The organism is Pseudomonas edaphica (assembly GCF_965277385.1).
GTDB classification, from domain to species: domain Bacteria; phylum Pseudomonadota; class Gammaproteobacteria; order Pseudomonadales; family Pseudomonadaceae; genus Aquipseudomonas; species Aquipseudomonas edaphica.
Genome location: NZ_OZ255725.1, coordinates 1230678 through 1244163, shown reverse-complemented (window position 1 = coordinate 1244163; position 13486 = coordinate 1230678). Strand labels below are relative to the sequence as shown.

Genomic DNA, 13486 nt, shown 5'->3' with positions numbered 1-13486 from the left:
ATGAGCAAAGGCGGAGCCGTACGATCAGGCGTTGTTGGCGAGGAAGGTCAGCAGGGCTTCGTTGACGAAGTCCGGGTTTTCGCGGCTGGAGATGTGCCCGGCGTCTGGAATCAGGGTCAGGCTGCAACCGATCAACTCAGCCATTTCCCTGGATTCGGCGGGTGGGCGTGGCTTGTCCTGCTCACCGCACATGATCAGGGTGGTGTCGGTGTCCAGGCGGTGCAGTTGGTCGAGGATATCGGCGCGGCTGAATATCTGACGGCCCAATGGCACGATGCTGTCCAGCAAACGCTCCTTGGAGAAGGCCTGCAGTGACTGGCGGAAATCCTGGTACAGCGCAGATTCGCGGTCGATGCCCGGGCGGAAGAAGATCGGTGCGATCACATCCAGCAACGGCTCAGGGATGGCACCGGCGTCTTCGATCATCTTGAACAGCGAGAAATAATACTGACGCGTGGCCTCGGGCTCGGCGCCCAGGTAGGTGTCCATCAGCACCAGGCTGTTGATGCGCTCTGGGGCCAGTAATGCCAGGCGTGCGCCCCACATGCCGCCGACCGACAAGCCCACCAGATTGATCTGTGGGATGTCCAACTGATCCAGCAGGGCCAGGGTCTGGCGCGCCAGGTCGTCCAGGGACTGGGTTTGGGCCGGCAGCGGGCCGGATTCACCATGGCCCCAGAGTTCGGGGACGATCACGCGGTACTGTTGCGACAGCGCTTCGATTTGCGGCGCCCACATGTGGCGGTCCCACAGGTAGCTTGAGCCCAGCAGAACGACCGGGCCGGTGCCCTGGTCGACGTAGTGCAGCGGTTGTCCATCAATGACGGCGACAGGCATAGCAGGCCTCTGACTTCATGGAGTTAGGGGCACTTTTTTACGCTAGTCGGGGGCGGGGGGATAGGTGCAAAGTGATGGCACTTTGTTGTGGCGTGTTGCGTTGGGGGGCATATCCGTTATTTAGGTAACGGCGGTTTAGGAGTCCGCCCTGACAGCGGGGCACTTTTGTAAAGACCGGAATGGCGGCCCAGACAAAAGCAACCAAAAAGTCTTCGCCCCAACACTCGGCAACAGCGACAGCAACAGCAAAGCCAAACTCGGTCAACTGTGGGAGCTGGCTTGCCTGCGATGGCATCAACTCTGTGTACCTGATACACCAAGGTGTCTGCATCGCAGGCAAGCCAGCTCCCACAGAAAAGCAGATCTTCGGTGTATGCGGATCCGCTTTCGCTTTTGAACTAACCACTCAGGTCGGCTACTAGGCCGCCGTGCTCTGCTTTTGATCTTGCTTTTGATCTGAGGCGGCCCACGGATTCAAGCCTTCGTTCTGGCACACCGAGCCTAAGCGAGGTGCCGAGTGGTGGGGCGAAGACTTTTTGCTTACTTTTGGCTGGGCCGGCATTCCGGTCTTTCCAAAAGTGAGCCGCCGTCAGGGCGGAACCCTAAGTAGCCGTTACCGCAGCAACGGATATGTACCCAACCCATCCATCCACCGCGCGCGCCCCCCAACGATCAATCGTAGATAGCTTTCTTCTTCCACTCCGCATCCGCATCCACAACTTTAAGCCCTTCAGTCAACTCATTGACCTCATCTTCAGCCGGCTTGCTGTTAGTCAGTACCGTCGAATTAGCACGGGCCAATTGATTCTCAAGCAATTGCAACTGCGCGCTATAGAGCACCGGCTCCGGCTGTTTACGCAGGTACTGCACACCGCGCTCGAATGCCAGGCGTGCCTGGCCGGGCTGGTTTTGTTGCAGGGCGTGCTGGCCAAGGTTGTTGAAGAACTCGATGTGCAGCAGCACCAGGATATGGCGAATTTCCTTGATCCAGTGCTTGGCCTCGTTGGTCGGCAGAAAACCATCCTGAGCCGCGCGGGTCACTTGACCATGCAGGGCTTCAAGGAGGAAACGCACGTCCTTGGCCTTGGCTTCGGTCTGGATCGGCGCCGGCGGGTTGGTCACCGGAATCGATTCGCCCTGGGCGATCAGCGCATTCAACTCAGTGATACGCGCCTTGAGTGCTGCACTGGACTTGTTGAGGTGCAACAGACGCTGGTTGACGTTCAGCTCAAGGCGGGTGAGCAGCAGCTTGAGCGCCGGGGTCATCAATTGGCCAGGAAAAGTCTCGGTGATTTCACCGCACCGACGCAGCCGATCATTGAGCTCGATCTCGGTACGTTTTTTTTCCAGTTTGTTGTTTTCCACCACGTGGTTCATGTAGCCAATGGCGATCAGTATTACGATCCCGGCTATTACCAGCAGGGTGATCATGAGTGGTGTCACCGGTGTGACCTCTTTTATAGGGTTTGCTGTGGAGTGTAGTGACTGGACCATCCGGCGGATAGGACTGTTCGACCAGTTGCCCAGGTAGTTTCTTCTATATAGGTAAGCGTTGCCGGGCGGGCTCCCTGCATAGATGCACATTGCCATCATTTGCTTGGGCGAACTATAGCGCCTTGTCGGGCGCCAGAATATAGGCGTCAAAGCCCGGACGGGCAGAATGCCCGCCAAGGCCCGGAAAGCAGGGCGAAGTCATTGATTTAAATAAATTTATCCTTGGGGGTTGACGACCTTTCAATCCATCCATAGAATGCGCGCCACTTACAGCGTAAAGCACACAGCGAAACGCGGTAGGGAGTGAATGTTGTACGTGTGTCCCCTTCGTCTAGTGGCCTAGGACACCGCCCTTTCACGGCGGTAACAGGGGTTCGAGTCCCCTAGGGGACGCCATATGCGGGAATAGCTCAGTTGGTAGAGCACGACCTTGCCAAGGTCGGGGTCGCGAGTTCGAGTCTCGTTTCCCGCTCCAATTTACAAGCAATGTGGCCCTCGGGCGGCATTGAGTGAAACCAGGGCATAATCTTCGGATTTAACCTCTGGGCACTGAAACACACACCATGTGTTTCAGTTGTGTGTCCCCTTCGTCTAGTGGCCTAGGACACCGCCCTTTCACGGCGGTAACAGGGGTTCGAGTCCCCTAGGGGACGCCATTTTGCGGGAATAGCTCAGTTGGTAGAGCACGACCTTGCCAAGGTCGGGGTCGCGAGTTCGAGTCTCGTTTCCCGCTCCATATTTAACGAAAACGCCGATCAGCAATGATCGGCGTTTTTGTTTGTGCTGATTTTAATCAGCCGGGTCAGGAATCTGCGCCAGGGCATAGGCGAGAAGGAACAGGCTTATCAGGCCGCCTGCCTCGGCGTTGCTCATGTCGAATTCTTTGCGAATAAATGGCATCGCCACACCGAGGTTGGCGCGGTCGGCCGCCGCAATGGCGTAGATGACGAAAATCAAACCGGCGACCACCCAGCGATAGCGGCTGCACGCGACATGTGTAGGCCTTGTTGTGAAGTGCGTGGGAATAGTCTGTAGTTAATGGCGGGTGGGTGTGTACTGGTTCTGCTGTCTCTACTCTGGCCAGCCCAGTGTGTGTGTTCACTTCGGAGAACTGCCCAGATGATTCAACTCGATTTTTACTCAACCCTGGTCGCCGCCTCTCTGGTGCTGCTGTTGGGGCGTTGGCTGGTCGCCCGTATCGGCTTTTTACGCGCCTACAGTATTCCGGAGCCGGTGGTCGGCGGCTTATTGGTGGCTGCACTGCTGCTGTTGCTGCGCGCATTAACGGATATCGAGGTTCGATTCGACGCCTCATTGCAGGCCCCCTTGATGCTGGCGTTCTTTGCCACCATCGGCCTGAATGCGGACTTTGCCAGCCTGAAGAAAGGCGGGCGCATCCTCGGCATCTTCCTGCTGGTCGTGACGGCCCTGCTGGTGGTGCAAAATGCCATGGGCATTGCCCTGGCCAAGGCGCTGGGGCTCGACCCGTTGATGGGGCTGTTGGCAGGCTCCGTCACCTTGTCCGGCGGGCACGGCACTGGCGCAGCCTGGGGCGCGGTGTTCAGCGAAAAATATGGCGTGGCTTCGGCGTCCGAACTGGCGATTGCCTCGGCGACGTTTGGCTTGGTATTGGGTGGGCTGATAGGTGGCCCCGTTGCCCGCTTGCTGATCAAACGTGTGCAGGTGCCCGGCGTTGAGCTGGCGCAACCGCCCCAGCCCAAAGGCTTTGAGCAGCCCAACCAGGAACGCATGATCACCTCGTTTTCATTTATCGAGACCCTGGCGTTATTGGCGATCAGCTTGCAGGTCGGCACCTTCCTGTATGGCTTTATTAAAGGTACGGCTTTCGAATTGCCGACGTTTGTATGCGTGCTGTTTGTGGGCGTGGTGTTGCGCAACGGCTTGTCGGCGCTTGGCTGGCATCAGGTGTTTGAGCGTGAAGTGTCGCTGCTGGGCAATGTCAGCTTGTCGTTGTTCCTGGCGATTGCGCTGATGTCGCTCAAGCTCTGGGATCTGGCGGCATTGGCCTTGCCGATAGTGATTCTGTTGGCGGCCCAGGCGTTGCTGATGGCCCTGTTTGCGATCTTCGTGACGTTCCGGGTTATGGGCCGCAACTACGATGCGGCCGTGCTGGCGGCGGGGCATTGTGGTTTTGGCTTGGGGGCCACGCCGACCGCCATTGCCAATATGCAGGCGGTCACGCAGCGCTTCGGGCCATCGCCGATTGCGTTTCTGGTGGTGCCGATGGTGGGGGCGTTTTTTATCGACATTACCAATGCGGTGGTGATCAAACTGTACCTGGCGTTGCCGTTTCTGGGGGCGGCGGGTTGAGGGTACCTTCGAATGGTCGCCAAGCGGCGCCGTCCTGACGGATCAGTACGGCGTCGTGGCTCATGTACAGGTCGATGACTTGCTCTATTTGCACGTGGCGAAGCTTGAAGTCATGCGTGGGGGTGATTATCGCGCCATGTTTGTACAGCGTGTAAAAATGCACCTCACCCGAGAGTTGCAAGCCGGCCTCTTGCTGCGCAACTTCGAACGCTTGATCCGGTAATTGCACCTGAAAAAACGCCAGCAGAGGCCAGCGTTTTCGTTGTTCTTTGTCTGATCCGGCGCCTACTGCCTCATAAGCACGACGCATCCCCAGCACCCTCTGGTGGTACTGCGCGGTGCTGGTCTGCCCGGTGATGGCCAGTGACAGTTGGCCATCCAATGCGGCCTGCGTGTAGTCGCTGTACTCATAAGCACGGTACTGCACCAGCATGCGCCCCTGCGACTCAATCAAGGTGGGACCGGCGCGGCCATCCCAGGCCGGGCTGTCGCCCAGGCCGATTTCGCTGTCTGTCAGCGGAATGACCGTGGCCGAAACATTGCGCGGTTCAAAGCTGCGGGTGGAGTCAGGTGCCACCCCCGGCCAGTACGAGCCGAGTGCCGCACAGATGCGTGCATCCTCAGTAAACGGGCTGGCTAACTGATAACCGCACAGCATGTTCGTAAACGGAGCGTCTACCAGGCCCCGGCCCACTTCCCAGCCCGGCCCAAAGACCCCGCTGGCGAAATCCGGCAGCCAGGATTGTCGTTGAGCACGCCGCTGCACAGGCAGGGCCAAGTCGGGTGTTGTGGAGGACTGTGGGTGGGAGACGATGGCGGTGACGCCACGGTCTTCAGGGGCGAAGTAACCACCGGCAAGGGCTTGATTGATGAAAAAGCGCACGTCAGACAGTGGGTTGACCCGTGTATGCCAAACCTCTGGGCAGGGCGGCGCAGGGCAAGGGAAAACCGCCGGGTCGCTGGACCATTGCTTGAGCTCTCGTTGCCCACATAACGGAAAAAAATCCGGCGCACCGATGATGGAGTAGGCGGCGATGCTCGCCAGTTCCAGCGCAGGGCAGTGGGCCCGTACCCAGCCGTCGGCCATGGCATCCTGATAGTGCAGGGCTCGGTAGCCGCCCGCCTTGACGATGGCGTCGACATCCTGTCGCTGATTGAGGTCTTCGATCGAACCGTCGTCGCGTAGATGATGGCGCCCATGCACCAACCCGCCGGTATTTGGGGGCATCATGAACGACAGCGGACGGTCTTGGTAATAGGCCAGTTCCACCAGCGCTTCTTTGGCGTCGGGCATCAACAGCCCCGGCGCGAACTCATCGGTATTCGCCCAATGGGACAAGCCCTCGGTAATGACGAAAGGCGCGTTGAGAATGTCAGGCTCTTGCCAGCCGGTATCGCGAAATCGCCTATGGATCTGTCCGATTTTTTCATTGATCTGGTGGTTTTCCAGCTGCACAGTCAGGTCCATTCCGGCCAGGCACTCGTTGCCATCGAACACTTTGTGCAGGGGCACCCAGAACTCCAGATCTTCATCGATAGATTGAGCATCCATTGGGCCAAACCGCGCCGGTTGGCCGGTGTGCCGGGCAGCGATGAACGCGGCGTAGCGCGCGGGTATCACCCGCATCTGGTTCGGCTGGCCCTCGACAAAGGGCAAAAAACCTCTTTGCTGCGGGTTATACAGCGCGTCCGCCGTGCCGACCCGGGCCACCCCGGTACGCGAGAAACACAGGTCCGCCTGGCGCCTGTGCACAGTTTCGGCGTAGGGCCGGTATTCATACGCGAACACTGCAATCGCCAGTTGCGCCTCACCGGCCAGTTGCTGCAAAGCCTCCAGGGTCGGGGGAGCGGCGCCGTAGACATAATTGAGGACGTGCTCGATTTCAGCGGCTGTGGGGAAGGCCGAGAGCGTTTTACCCTTGACCGCGGTGACCACATGAGGCGAGGCGAAGGCATGAAACAGCAGGCTGTCGGCCGGGTGCCCTGGTTCTATGCCGCGTGTGGCATCAGCGGAAAAATCCTCAAAGCCTGGCTGGGTGCGATCAATCTGCACAGGCCTGGCGAGTTCCTCACGCAGGCTTGTCGAGGTGATGTCCAGGCCGTGGTGCAGCAACAGGTCATGCCATCCTGCTGAGGCCAGGCGTGTGCAAGCGCGTTCTACATCGCTGATCAAGGACATCACGCCCCCTCCGATAGAAACCAGGGGAAAGGGTAAGCAAAGGGGGCATGCGCGGTAACTGACCGAACGGCTAGGTTACCGCCCGGGGGCTTCTTGAGGATGGCGAGTGATCGCGCGCCTAACTCAGCGTGTAAACGTCCTGTTTAGGCATGAAAAAACGCGAAAAGAGTTCGGACTGCGATTTGATGTTGAGCTTGGTGTAGATATTGCGCCGGTGCACCTTGATGGTTTCTGTCGACAGCGCCAGTTTGCCGGCGATTTCTTTATTGGAAAAACCACTGAGCAGCAACTTGAGCACGTCCTTCTCGCGTGTGGTGATCTGTGTGCCCAACTGCACAATGGCTTCGGACCAGGGCGGCGGCTCACTGAGGTTTTTTTCTTCATCGACTTCAAAACACATGCGTTGATGCATCAATGCCATGACCCACGGCTTGATGATATCCAGTGTGGTGATCTGTTCCGGGGTGTAGCGCGTGTTACTGCCAAATGAAATGCACAGGGTTCGATCCGCGTCGAGCTGGACGTTGTACTGCACCTCATCGACGGACACGTACCGGGCGAAATACTGATGGTAGTACTCGGTGGTCAGGAAGTGCTCGGGTGCAATGTCTGACAGATGGAAAAAACCGCTCTGCGGGTTTTCACGGTTGGCAATGTAAAACGGGTCCAGCAGGTAAAGGCCTTTTACATACAGTTGCGTCAGGGCGTCGACTTCGTCGGCATCGGCTACCTCGGTCACACTGACGACATTGACTTGCTGGTCGCTGAATACCAGGACCACCCAATTGTCGATCTGCACATACTCATTCAACACGCGAACCAGTGAGCTCCAGAAGGCTGGGCGGTTCAGCTCCATGATCAGCTTGCCGGCCGACCGGTGCCAGGCGAGGTTGTGAAGGTCGAGTGACATGGACTACCCCTTTAGGGTTAGGGATTCAGGCGAATGAGCTAAGTATTTGTAGGTATTTACTATTCGACGACGCCGGGTATATTCACCCACCAGCGTTGATGGCCATGAAGGCCTGTCGTTTTTGACAAGGATAGTTATATGAATAAATCACATTTGCGAGCCATTTTTTTAGCCTCGCTTGTCTGTGTCGGGGCCAGCACGCCCGCAGCGGCGGCAGAACCCCGGGTTAACCTGTACAACTGGTTCGGGTTGATCGCGCCAGAAACGCCGAAGGAATTCGAGCAAAAAACCGGCACCAAGATGCACATCGATACCTTCGACAGTGCCGAGGTCATGCAAAGCAAGGCCATGGCCGGGCGCACGGGGTATGACGTCGTCGTCGCCACCTCCAACGTGTTGCCAAGCCTGATCCAGGCGGGTGTGCTGGCCCCGCTGGATCGCAGCCAACTGAGCAACTATGCGCATATCGACCCGGAAATGCTGGCCTTGCTCGCCACTAACGATCCGGGCAACCAATACGCGATTCCGTACCTGTGGGGCACCACCGGCATTGGTTATGACGTGGATAAGGTCAAGGCGGCACTGGGTGATAACGCCCCGGTGGACAGCTGGGACTTGATCTTCAAAGAAGAAAACATCAGCAAGCTCAAGTCCTGCGGCGTGGCGATGCTCGACTCGCCGAGTGAAATCATCTCCATCGCCTTGCATTACCTCGGCCTGCCGAGCAACAGCCAGAACCCTGAGGATTACCAGAAGGCCCAGGCGCTGCTGCTGAAAATCCGCCCTTATGTTCTCTACTTCGACTCCTCCAGAACCGACGCCGACTTTGCCGATGGCAATATCTGCGTGGTCGTGGGTTGGGCGAGCGGGGCGCTGACGGCCCAGGCCATCAATGAGAAAAACCACACTGGCCGCAAGATCGCCTATAGCTTGCCGGGCGAGGGTGGGTTGGTCTGGTCGGAAAACTTTGTGTTGCTAAAAGATGCACCGAACGCAAAGGCCGGCATGGCGTTTATCAATTACATGCTTGAACCCGATGTGATTGCCAAGAGCTCCAACCACACGCTGTACCCGAATGCCAACAAGGACGCCACCGCGCTGGTTGAGCAGAAGTTGCGCGATAACCCGTGGATTTATCCGTCCAAAGCCACCATCGCCACGCTGGTGCCGCTTGAGCCGTTGCCCTTGAAGCTGGAGCGTATCCGTACACGTGTGTGGACCAAGGTGAAGAGCGGTACGTGACTGGCTGAGTGAGGCCCGAGTGCTTTCGCAGAGATCCCAGAGAGGGAGATAAATCATGGCCCGACGTGATGACCCGTGCGATGTGAAATCGGACGATTATCAGGCGTACAAGGAGATTGAGGAGCAGATCGGTCACTGTACGCCGGAGCAGGCCTGGGCCATGTATTACGTCTCGACCGGGATGGTGCGTGAACACGTTACGCGGGCGGTCATGGAGCATATCGGCAGGGGTAATCGGGCGCTGCTGCTGGAGTTTCCTGAGTTGGCGCGGGTGCAAGAGCGGTCTCGTTTGATGCTTCCTCTTTGAGGGTGGTGCTTTTTCAGGTCTTTTGAGGCGGTCTTAGGGGCGGTGGTTTTGGGTGTATATCCGTTGCTGCGGTAACGGCTTCTATTGGTTCCGCTCTTACAGCGGGTCACTTTTGGCAAACGCCCCAAAAGTAACCAAAAGGTCTGTGCCCCACCACTCGGTGCCTCGCCTAGGCTCGGCATGCCCGCACTCCGGCTTGAATCCGTGGGCCGCCGCGATGGGCCATCCTTGGCCCAGCGCGGCTAACCCGGCGTCCTGCCGGGTTACCCACGGATTCAAGCCTGCGTTCGGCCATCGTGGTTAACGGGGCGCCTCAGATCAAAAGCAGATCAAGATCAAGATCTACAGCACGGCGGCCTGAAAGCCGACCTGAGTGGTTGAAGCAAAAGCCAGATCAAGTCCAAAGCAAACGACTCTCTGAATACACTGAAGAACTGCTTTTCTGTGGGAGCTGGCTTGCCTGCGATGCAGACACCTCGGTGTGTCAGGTACACAGAGTTGATGCCATCGCAGGCAAGCCAGCTCCCACATTAGACCGAGTATGGCTCTGCTGTTGCTGTTGCTCTGGCCCTTACATCCTTTTCGATGACGAAGTCAGCGGTCTTTTGATCTGCGCTTTTGATCTTGATCTGAAATCGCCCCCCAAATCACTGGCGGATTGCGGGCATGCCGAGCCATAGCGAGGCACCGAGTGTTGGGGCGAGGACCTTTTGGTTACTTTTGACTGGGCCGGCATTCCGGTCCTTGCAAAAGTGACCCGCTGTAAGAGCGGAACCATAAGCCGCCGTTACCGCAGCAACGGATATGTACTCAACAACCCCCCCCCCCACACAGAGCGTTCGGCCTGTGTTCAACACATCTTCATGGCCCGCGCCAAGCGCAACGTACCCTGGCGGATCTCATCCCGATTGAGCGAAGCAAACCCCAGGCGCAACGCGTTCTCCGCCAAGCCCTCAGGCGAAAACTGACGCGCACTGCGCACCACAACTCCCTGGCCCAGGGCATCCTCCACTAACCGGTCAACATTCGTCTCATCCTGGAAACGCACCCACAGCGCCAGCCCGCCCTCGGGCGTACGCACCTGCATACGCTCGCCGAACGCCTCGTGCAGACAGCTCTGCAACACTTCCCGCCGCGCGGCGTATTCTTTCGAAACACGGCGCAAGTGCTTCTTCAATTCACCCTCATTGATCAGGTCCGCCAGCATTTTCTGCGCGACGGCATCGGTGTCGCCCACCACCAGTGCGGCGCTTTTTTGCAGCACCTCAATCACATTGGCGGGCGCCACCACATAGCTGCACCGGAACGTCGATCCCAATGCCTTTGAGAGCGAGCCGATGTAGATCACATGGCGTTGCGCGCTGTCACTGGCCAGCGGCAAATAGGGCCGCCCGTTAAAGTGATACTCGTGGTCGTAGTCTTCTTCGATCACGCAAAAATCATGCAGCGCCGCCAAGGTCAGCAGCTGTTGCCGACGTGCCGCATGCAGGCTTACGGTGGTGGGGAATTGATGGTGCGGGGTGAGATAGATCATGCGCACTTTATGCGTTTGGCAGAGCTGCTCGATATGGTCGGTGCGGCAGCCTTCATCGTCCATGTCGACCGTGATCAAACGCGCACCGAGTTTGCGGAAAATCTCCCACGCCGGCGGGTAACTCAGGCGCTCCACCAACACCACGTCACCGGGCTGGATCAGCAGGCTGGCCGTGAGGTACAGCGACACCTGGGTGCCTGGCGTCAGGCAGATATTCTCGGCGCTGATCATCAGCCCGCGATTGTTGCGCAGCATGTCGGCCAGCGCGCAGCGCAGGTAATAGCCGGTGCCTTCGCTGCCGTAGCGCACTGTGTTGGTGGTAAAGCTGCTGCGCAAGGCGTTGCGGTAGTAACGATGCAGCACGGCTTGCGGCAACAAGCGGTGATCGCACGCGCCGTTATCGAAAAATAACGCGTCATGCCGGTGCTCCAGGGCAATCACCTGGGCGTTCTGGGCGAAGTAGGGCACGACCGCCTGTGGCACCAGCGCTGGGGCGAAAGACGGTTGCGAGCGACTGGGCACGGGCTTGGGCGCCAGTTGCGCATTGACGAAGGTGCCACGGCGCGGCTCGCTGATCAGCCAGCCTTTGGTCATGGCCTCTTCGTAGGCCAGGATCACGGTCTTGCGGTTGACGTCGAGCAGGTGCGCCATCTCCCGAGTGCCCGGCAGCAGCGTGCCGGGCGGCAGCCGCCCTTCGAGGATGGCGGCGACGAGGCCTTCGGCAATCTTGCGATAGGAGGCTTGGCTTGAACCGTCATCAAGTTTGAGCAAGGGGCGCCACTTACGCATCTGGACCATCTGAAGTATCCAAAACTGGAGGTTTTAATGGGCCTAGTCTAGCGCAACAATCAGGCCTCACTTACTCCGAGGTCTTTATGAACACACGCCATGTAATCGAACTCTCTCCCTCGGGTAAAACCTTTGAAGCCGGTGACGAGCTGTTGCTGGACGCGATGCTCGCCAGCGGTTTGTCAGTACCGTTCTCGTGCCGACGCGGTGCCTGTGGGTCGTGCAAGGTGGTGGTCACCCAAGGTGAATACCGCGCCAAGCAACTGGCCCCCGGCGCACCCGCGCCGAGCTACCCGCTGGCGGCCAATGAGATGCTGCTGTGCCAAAGCCATGCCTGCGCCGACATGCGCCTGGAAATTCCCGGCTGGTCGCTGGACACGCCCGCGCTGGTCGTCGAGTCGACAGTGCTGAGCAAGCGCGCACTGAGCTCCGACATCATCGAGTTGGTGGTGATGCCGGATATGCCATTGGCCGTGCGGGCAGGCCAGTACCTCAAGGTCCGCCTGGTCGATGGCGATTCGCGGTGCTTCTCGATCGCCAACTTGCCGGCCGACGGCGATGGGCGGCTGGTGTTTCAGATTCGCCAGGTGAGCGGCGGGTTGTTTTCCGAGACCCTGCTGGGCAGCCTTGAGGCCGGCGACCTGTTGCCGCTGGAAGGGCCTTTTGGTGCCTGCACCTGGCAGGACGATGACGCTGCGCCGGTCGTCCTGTTTGCCACCGGCACCGGCTATGCGGGTATCAAGCCGATCTTGCTGACCGCCTTGAAGCGTGATGTGGAGGTGACGTTTTACTGGGGCGGCGCGCAAGCAGCAGATTTTTACGACCGCGCATTCCTGGACCAGGCGGTCATCGACCACCCGCGTTTCCACTGGCACCCAGTATTGGCCTCGCAGGGCAAGGTGCAGGAAGTCGCGCTAGGCCACGGGCACCGTTGGGAAGCCGCTCAGGTGTATGCCTGCGGTAATGGCGGCATGATCAGCCAGACGCGTGCCGAGTGCCTGGAAGCAGGTTTACCGAGCCATCGGTTTATCGCCGAAGCCTTTGTGCCCAGCGGCCAGTCGAGCGCCGACGCGCTGCTCAAGACCCTGGATGACACCTGGGAAAAGGTCGGTCCGAGGTATTCGCTGGACGGCATGCTCGCCGCTCGTGAAAAAACCATCCGCGCCCTGGCAGCGATTGCCAGCCAGCTCAAGGTCGGCATGACCACCGGGGAAGCCCTCGACATGGCCGCCGAGCAGTTGCAGGCCATGGGCGCCTCCCACACCTGGCACCCGACGTACATCCGTTTTGGCGACGACACGGTTCGCCCACCGAGAGAAGGCATTGACCCACTGCGCCCGCTGCGTGCCAGCGATATCGTGGTGGTCGACCTCGGCCCGGTGTGGGATGGCTACGAGGGCGACTATGGCGACACCTTTGTTTTCGGCGAGTCAGCGCTGCACCGCGATTGCTTCAAGGCCGTGCATGAAGTGTTCGATGAAGCCCGCGAGGCCTGGAAGCGTGGCATGACCGGCTGTGAACTCTATGACTTTGCCGAGGAACGGGCCGTTTCCAAGGGCTGGCGGTTGTCGCGCAACCTGGCCGGCCACCGTATTGCGGATTTTCCCCACGCATTGTTCGGCACCACGGAATTGGCCGAGCTTGAGATCACACCGAGTGAAATGGTGTGGGTGCTGGAGATCCAGCTCTGCCACCCCACCGAGCCGGTTGGTGGGTTCTTTGAAGATATCCTGATGCTTGAAGCTTGAAGGACTGAGGCACTCTAGGTGTTATGTAGGAGGTTTCCCGAGTTTCCCTGAACTATATGGGCGCAGTCGGCTCATACAGCCATTGCCAATCACCGCAATTATTTCTGTGCGATAG

9 protein-coding genes, 4 tRNA genes and 1 pseudogene are annotated in these 13486 nt (G+C 58.8%); 8 read left to right on the top strand and 6 right to left on the bottom strand.

From position 1 onward, the window contains the following. Window positions 1-24: 24 nt before the first annotated feature. On the bottom strand, window positions 25-837 hold the full coding sequence (locus tag ACQY47_RS05375; protein ID WP_428556339.1) for an alpha/beta fold hydrolase: 813 nt from the start codon (window positions 835-837) through the stop codon (window positions 25-27). A 672-nt stretch (window positions 838-1509) separates the two neighbouring features. Beyond that, on the bottom strand, window positions 1510-2280 hold the full coding sequence (locus ACQY47_RS05370) for a hypothetical protein (protein WP_017136282.1): 771 nt from the start codon (window positions 2278-2280) through the stop codon (window positions 1510-1512). Between the two features lie 371 nt (window positions 2281-2651). On the opposite strand from ACQY47_RS05370, the gene ACQY47_RS05365 reads away from it, so the two are divergent. The 4 genes from ACQY47_RS05365 to ACQY47_RS05350 all read left to right on the top strand — a co-directional run bounded on the left by ACQY47_RS05365 (window position 2652) and on the right by ACQY47_RS05350 (window position 3067). Then, window positions 2652-2727, top strand: a tRNA-Glu gene (locus ACQY47_RS05365). Window positions 2728-2730: 3 nt separating this feature from the next. Continuing rightward, window positions 2731-2806: transfer RNA gene (locus ACQY47_RS05360), tRNA-Gly, on the top strand. A gap of 105 nt (window positions 2807-2911) precedes the next feature. Then, a tRNA-Glu gene (locus ACQY47_RS05355) sits at window positions 2912-2987 on the top strand. 4 nt (window positions 2988-2991) lie between these two features. Beyond that, window positions 2992-3067: transfer RNA gene (locus tag ACQY47_RS05350), tRNA-Gly, on the top strand. Between the two features lie 68 nt (window positions 3068-3135). Here the strand turns inward: ACQY47_RS05350 and ACQY47_RS05345 are convergent. After that, window positions 3136-3357 (bottom strand): annotated as a pseudogene (locus ACQY47_RS05345) (hypothetical protein); the annotation flags it as partial. A gap of 93 nt (window positions 3358-3450) precedes the next feature. Here ACQY47_RS05345 and gltS point away from each other — a divergent pair. Continuing rightward, the gene (gene gltS / locus ACQY47_RS05340) at window positions 3451-4662 is read left to right on the top strand and encodes a sodium/glutamate symporter (RefSeq protein WP_236462472.1); all 1212 of its coding nucleotides are present in this window, start codon (window positions 3451-3453) and stop codon (window positions 4660-4662) included. Here the strand turns inward: gltS and ACQY47_RS05335 are convergent. After that, window positions 4619-6841: a hypothetical protein gene (locus tag ACQY47_RS05335; RefSeq protein ID WP_428556335.1), complete on the bottom strand. Its 2223-nt coding sequence runs from the start codon at window positions 6839-6841 to the stop codon at window positions 4619-4621. The genes gltS and ACQY47_RS05335 overlap by 44 nt on opposite strands. Before the next feature lie 118 nt (window positions 6842-6959). Further along, entirely contained in the window at window positions 6960-7751 is a 792-nt protein-coding gene (locus ACQY47_RS05330; protein ID WP_428556332.1) for a response regulator transcription factor, read from the bottom strand. 138 nt (window positions 7752-7889) lie between these two features. On the opposite strand from ACQY47_RS05330, the gene ACQY47_RS05325 reads away from it, so the two are divergent. Together ACQY47_RS05325 and ACQY47_RS05320 are read left to right on the top strand one after the other, a co-directional pair. After that, a complete protein-coding gene (locus tag ACQY47_RS05325) occupies window positions 7890-8993 on the top strand; it encodes a polyamine ABC transporter substrate-binding protein (RefSeq protein WP_428556329.1) in 1104 nt (367 codons plus the stop codon). A 55-nt stretch (window positions 8994-9048) separates the two neighbouring features. Continuing rightward, window positions 9049-9300 (top strand): hypothetical protein, encoded by a 252-nt coding sequence (locus tag ACQY47_RS05320; protein WP_017136288.1) that lies wholly within the window; start codon window positions 9049-9051, stop codon window positions 9298-9300. An 850-nt stretch (window positions 9301-10150) separates the two neighbouring features. On the opposite strand, the gene ACQY47_RS05315 is transcribed toward ACQY47_RS05320, so the two are convergent. Beyond that, on the bottom strand, window positions 10151-11632 hold the full coding sequence (locus ACQY47_RS05315; RefSeq protein ID WP_428556326.1) for a PLP-dependent aminotransferase family protein: 1482 nt from the start codon (window positions 11630-11632) through the stop codon (window positions 10151-10153). Window positions 11633-11709: 77 nt separating this feature from the next. Here ACQY47_RS05315 and ACQY47_RS05310 point away from each other — a divergent pair, with 77 nt between their 5' ends. Further along, window positions 11710-13371, top strand: coding sequence for a M24 family metallopeptidase (locus tag ACQY47_RS05310; RefSeq protein WP_428556323.1), 1662 nt, complete (start codon window positions 11710-11712; stop codon window positions 13369-13371). The last annotated feature ends 115 nt before the right edge of the window (window positions 13372-13486 follow it).

What these genes read in the sequence shown, in the direction of transcription:
- ACQY47_RS05375 (WP_428556339.1), bottom strand. Translation starts at nt 837, where the DNA reads ATGCCTGTCGCCGTCATTGATGGACAACCGCTGCACTACGTCGACCAG.
- gltS (WP_236462472.1), top strand. Translation starts at nt 3,451, where the DNA reads ATGATTCAACTCGATTTTTACTCAACCCTGGTCGCCGCCTCTCTGGTG.
- ACQY47_RS05335 (WP_428556335.1), bottom strand. Translation starts at nt 6,841, where the DNA reads ATGTCCTTGATCAGCGATGTAGAACGCGCTTGCACACGCCTGGCCTCA.
- ACQY47_RS05330 (WP_428556332.1), bottom strand. Translation starts at nt 7,751, where the DNA reads ATGTCACTCGACCTTCACAACCTCGCCTGGCACCGGTCGGCCGGCAAG.
- ACQY47_RS05325 (WP_428556329.1), top strand. Translation starts at nt 7,890, where the DNA reads ATGAATAAATCACATTTGCGAGCCATTTTTTTAGCCTCGCTTGTCTGT.
- ACQY47_RS05320 (WP_017136288.1), top strand. Translation starts at nt 9,049, where the DNA reads ATGGCCCGACGTGATGACCCGTGCGATGTGAAATCGGACGATTATCAG.
- ACQY47_RS05315 (WP_428556326.1), bottom strand. Translation starts at nt 11,632, where the DNA reads ATGGTCCAGATGCGTAAGTGGCGCCCCTTGCTCAAACTTGATGACGGT.
- ACQY47_RS05310 (WP_428556323.1), top strand. Translation starts at nt 11,710, where the DNA reads ATGAACACACGCCATGTAATCGAACTCTCTCCCTCGGGTAAAACCTTT.